Genomic DNA, 4,511 nt, shown 5'->3' on the forward strand with positions numbered 1-4,511 from the left:
GGACGACAGCGCATCCTAAAGCTCTTTTCGGCCAAGAAATACCACCTGCTGCTGGAGTGAAGCGGCCACGCTGCTGTGCCCAATGGGAAAGGTATGCCCGCGCCTCAATAGCTAGTAATTGAATACCTGACACTTACGGTTCGTTACGGTTTTTATTGTTGCAGGCTTCCAAAAAAGGAAGTTGCAAACCATAGGGGGAGCGAAAAACGGAAGAAGTGACGCAAAGAAGGGCTATGTCGAACCAAAAAAATGGCAAAATATCCACCAAGCAAACCTAAATACGCTAAGATTTAAAACCTAGCAATCGACCTGCGGATTTAAGGTTAAATGCTATTCTACGTTAAACTTCACGGCCCATCAGGGGTCTTAGAGCCAATTGTCAAGGAACTTTTCATCATCTTCTCTATGAAAAATCTTCGTTAGAATAAATTGGGTTAATTTTGCAAAAAAAATAACTGATCAGTGAATCGTTTTCTGGATATCCGCAGCTACTTTCAGGGTGTTGGCTTTGCTTTTAGAGCTATGCAAAGCCGTAATTTTAAACTTTTCTTCTACGGCCAAATTGTTTCGCTAATAGGTACCTGGGTGCAGAACATTGCCCTAGGTTGGCTGGTCTATCGCCTCACAAATTCAGTCTTTCTTCTTGGCTTAGTTGGCTTTGCCGGTCAAATACCCTCCTTGCTTATTACTCCATTTGCGGGAGTGTATGCCGACAGGCTCAACCGCCATAAGGTTATGATTATAACACAGATGTGCTCAATGGTGCTGGCCTTCTCATTGGCCATACTTGTCTTTACTGACTCCATTCAGGTTTGGCAAATACTATTTCTTGCTACGCTCAACGGAGTTGTGCTGGCGGTAGATACTCCTTTCCGGCATGCTTTTTTACTAGTAATGGTGGGCGATAAGTCCTTGCTTCAAAATGCCATTGCCCTTAACTCTACACTCATTAATTCGGCTAGGTTTATTGGCCCTACCATAGGCGGAATTATTATTGCCTTAATGGGCGAAGCATGGTGTTTTTTACTCAATGGTGTAAGCTTCATGGCCGTGATTGGGGCTTTGCTTGCGATGCGGGTCGATCCATTTCATTATATAGTAAAAGAGAGTTCCATCTTTCATGATTTAAAAGAGGGTTTTCGATACTCGTTCTCCTTTGTTCCAATTCGCTACTTGCTTATATTAGTAGGTATTACCGGTTTCTTCGGATTGCCATTCCAAGTGTTCTTACCTGTATATGCAAAAGATATCCTTGGTGGTGGTGCTGAGTTACTCGGATTCCTAACAGGATCAATGGGGGCCGGAGCCCTAGTTGGTGCCTTTTATTTAGCCAGTCGAAAAACAATTGCTACGATCCCACGTCTCATCATGATTACTGCCATTATTTTTGCAGTAACCCTTATGGGATTTGCATACTCACGCGCAATTCCCTTGTCTATAATCTTAATGTTCTTTATGGGATTGGGAATGATACTGGCATTTGCAGCTACAAATACCCTGCTACAAACTATTGTCGATGAGGATAAGCGTGGACGAGTGGTTTCCCTTTACGGAATGTCGTTTATGGGGATAACGCCCCTAGGTAGTTTATTGCTAGGTAGTTTGTCGCATCGTTGGGGCGTACAATCGGTGCTGTTTGTATCTGGTTTCTTCTGTCTCCTGGCAGCATTCCTCTACGCTAGGCGAATCCCTCTAATTCAAAAGGTGGTGGATTCGGTGGTAAAAATCACCTAATGCTTATGTTCCAAATTCTCTTGGTAAAGTTTGCCAAGCCGTATATACATCCTCTGCCTGTGAATGTTTTTAACCGTAATATTCCGGAACTTAAGAATAATCTTCTCTGTGCTTTTTGGCCATTGAGCATAATTAGTGCTGTCTATGATTACTTCTGTTCCATTATGCACCACGGAATTATCGGCTGATAACTTAAGGAGATAGAAACCGGGCTTGACGGTATCCGTTAAATTGTTAAGCTGCTTGTATCTCAAAACAACCGATGCGCTCAGTTTCTTATGAATCACTTTTAACTCTTTAAACAATATGCTATCAATGGCAACATCGAATAGTACCTCTTCCATGTTGTTGTTCCAGTTTTCAAGAAACTGTTTGAGATCCGTCTTCGCTCGTTCTTTCCTAGAAACATCATTATCCCTGTCAGGTGCCGACACCAGATTGCTCAGGTAGTATTTCGCAATTCTCTCGTGTGGAAATATCTCAACGGTAGCTTCTTCGAAAAGATAGCAACCCTGGGCTATTGCCAATGTTAATATCAGCATAAGTGCAGCAACTCTTTTCATAGCATTTCAGTATCTATTGTGAATTGTAATATTGTGGAACAAGTTACAATATTTTGAAGCTATAAAAAATAGCTGCTCCTTTGCACAAAATAGTTTTATGATTATGGCTGCACCAATTTTCTATCTTGCCCCCTTACAGGGCTTTACCGAGTATCCCTTTCGCAAGGCAATGCTGGCCGCAGGAACAATACCCTCTTTCTTTGTTGCTCCATTTGTCGATGCGCATGAATATGCTCGTGGAAAAGCGCGCAGGCTTAAAGATATTTTGCCCGAAAACAATGAAGGAATTTCCCTTATACCGCAGCTTCTTGGGTCAAATCCCGATGAGTTAGCAGTTCTCATGGCATGGTATCGGGAGTTGGGTTATTCAAATGTTAGTTTCAACTTGGGGTGTCCATATCCTATGGTGGCGCTGAAAGGATCGGGATCCGGACTTATTGGTAAGCCCGAAGTTGTGCGTGCTATTCTCGATAAACTCTTCACAACCTTTCCCGATATACAACTCTCAGTTAAAACACGGTTGGGTTATCTGGACAGTAGCGAAATCGAAACGCTCATTCCAGTTTTAAATCAATTTCCCTTGGCCGAGGTGGTTGTGCATCCACGAATTGGCAAGCAATTATATAAAGGTGATGCCGATCTTGACGCATTTGCAAAGGTATTGCCTACAATAAAAGCGCCTGTTTGCTATAATGGCGATATCCTTTCGGTAACGGATTACCAGGAGCGAAGCAAGCGCTTCCCAACGGTTACTCGCTGGATGATTGGACGTGCTGCGTTGCAAAATCCTTTAATATTCAATGATATCGCAGGGGGAATAGAGAGCGATCTGGATGAGAAACTCTCTGCTATGCATAAATTGCATGACGCTCTTTTTCAGCACTATGTTGCTTCCCTTTCGGGGAATAGCCATTTGATAAAAAAGATGGCTCCCTTTTGGGAATACTTCTCTTTGCCATTTCCAGAAAGGCGTAAGGCCTATAAAAAGGTTGTAAAAGCTACAACTGCCGATCATTACCGTAATGCAACCAATGAGTTTTTTGCAAAACAGATTTCTGTATAGACTTCAATTCTCCTATTTATACTAAAGCCTCGGCAGTTTTTCCGAGGCTTTAGTATTTTAGTTTGTCTCCATGATATTAGATTGTTATCTTTCAATTGTGATAGCACCCTCGTTCAGCCGGGGGATAATATCCGTAATGTCTTTTTGAAGACAGTATTCTACATCCGATCTAAAACCTTTTGATAACAGCAGTTGCGCATGCTGGCAATGTGTGAGCGCACTCATTATATTACCTTCATAACCTTCGTAGAGGAACTTTAATGTGAATGCAAAATCGGAAAGAGTTGCTCCGAATCGTTCTTCCATAATCTTTGCAATCATGCCGGCACACAGCGCATCCTCTAGCGTATAGATTTCTGCCGATCCTGCGCAAACAATGGTGCTATCGATGTCCTGCTCTCCCAACCACGTAGCAATTGCGGTAGCATTAAGAAAGGACGCCACTATAATATTGTTGGCGGTTAGGCTTCCCATTAACGCTCTTGTTCCATTTGTGGTAGTTAGAATAATGGTTTTGTGATGAACCACATCCTCCATATATTCAAATGGGGAATTTGCTAAATGAAATCCTTCAATCCTAACAGCATTCCTTTCGCCTCCCAGTAAAGCCTCACCACTATGGTATTTTGAATAGATTTCAAAAGCCGTCGAAACTTCTTCTGTTGGAATAATCTCTTTCGCACCATTCATTAGGGCGGTAGTAATTACTGTCGTAGCGCGTAAAACATCAATTACAGCAACATTCTTACCCTTTACTCTTTCTTGCTTTAATTCGGCTGCCGATGCAACTATGTCTATTCTCATATTATATGTAGTATTACAAACAATAGTTCGGTAAGATTTATGCCGCAATTTTACCGTAATCCAACAAATCATTGACGATTTTTTTATTTTTTGCGGTGTTTGGGTTTATTGCAAACATACACATAAATCGTTCCAGTAGCAACGCGTTGTTATATAGAGTTTTGTAATTAGCCATTGAGAACGTTTTTTGGAGGTTATCCTTGTTTGAGAGCCAGTCTTGCTTGGCGATATTTACCGCTGTTAGAGCCGCGTTAAAGTGGAAATCGAGCTTATTCTTGCTCCTAGCCTGACAGGTGGTAAGCCCGGTGAACTGCTTGGCATCTCGGTAGAGGAATTCTATTTGAAAT

The 4,511-nt window shown here is 42.0% G+C and carries 4 protein-coding genes and 1 pseudogene; 2 read left to right on the forward strand and 3 right to left on the reverse strand.

Annotated features, from left to right (window positions below):
• Positions 1–462: 462 nt before the first annotated feature.
• Entirely contained in the window at positions 463–1,734 is a 1,272-nt protein-coding gene (locus BLS65_RS17225; protein WP_092441031.1) for an MFS transporter, read from the forward strand.
• On the opposite strand, the gene BLS65_RS17230 is transcribed toward BLS65_RS17225, so the two are convergent.
• Complete coding sequence (locus BLS65_RS17230; protein ID WP_092441032.1) at positions 1,731–2,297, reverse strand: hypothetical protein; 567 nt, start codon at positions 2,295–2,297, stop codon at positions 1,731–1,733. The genes BLS65_RS17225 and BLS65_RS17230 overlap by 4 nt on opposite strands.
• Positions 2,298–2,400: 103 nt before the next feature.
• Between BLS65_RS17230 and BLS65_RS17235 the strand changes: the two genes are divergently transcribed.
• The gene (locus tag BLS65_RS17235) at positions 2,401–3,360 is read left to right on the forward strand and encodes a tRNA dihydrouridine synthase (RefSeq protein ID WP_170830189.1); all 960 of its coding nucleotides are present in this window, start codon (positions 2,401–2,403) and stop codon (positions 3,358–3,360) included.
• A gap of 84 nt (positions 3,361–3,444) precedes the next feature.
• Here the strand turns inward: BLS65_RS17235 and BLS65_RS17240 are convergent, their stop codons facing one another.
• Both BLS65_RS17240 and BLS65_RS18540 read right to left on the reverse strand, forming a co-directional pair.
• Positions 3,445–4,164, reverse strand: a complete 720-nt coding sequence (locus BLS65_RS17240) for a 2-phosphosulfolactate phosphatase (protein WP_170830190.1) — start codon at positions 4,162–4,164, stop codon at positions 3,445–3,447.
• A 37-nt stretch (positions 4,165–4,201) separates the two neighbouring features.
• Positions 4,202–4,511, reverse strand: a pseudogene (locus tag BLS65_RS18540) (transposase); the annotation flags it as partial.

The sequence above is a fragment of the Williamwhitmania taraxaci genome, assembly GCF_900096565.1.
GTDB classification, from domain to species: Bacteria; Bacteroidota; Bacteroidia; order Bacteroidales; family Williamwhitmaniaceae; genus Williamwhitmania; species Williamwhitmania taraxaci.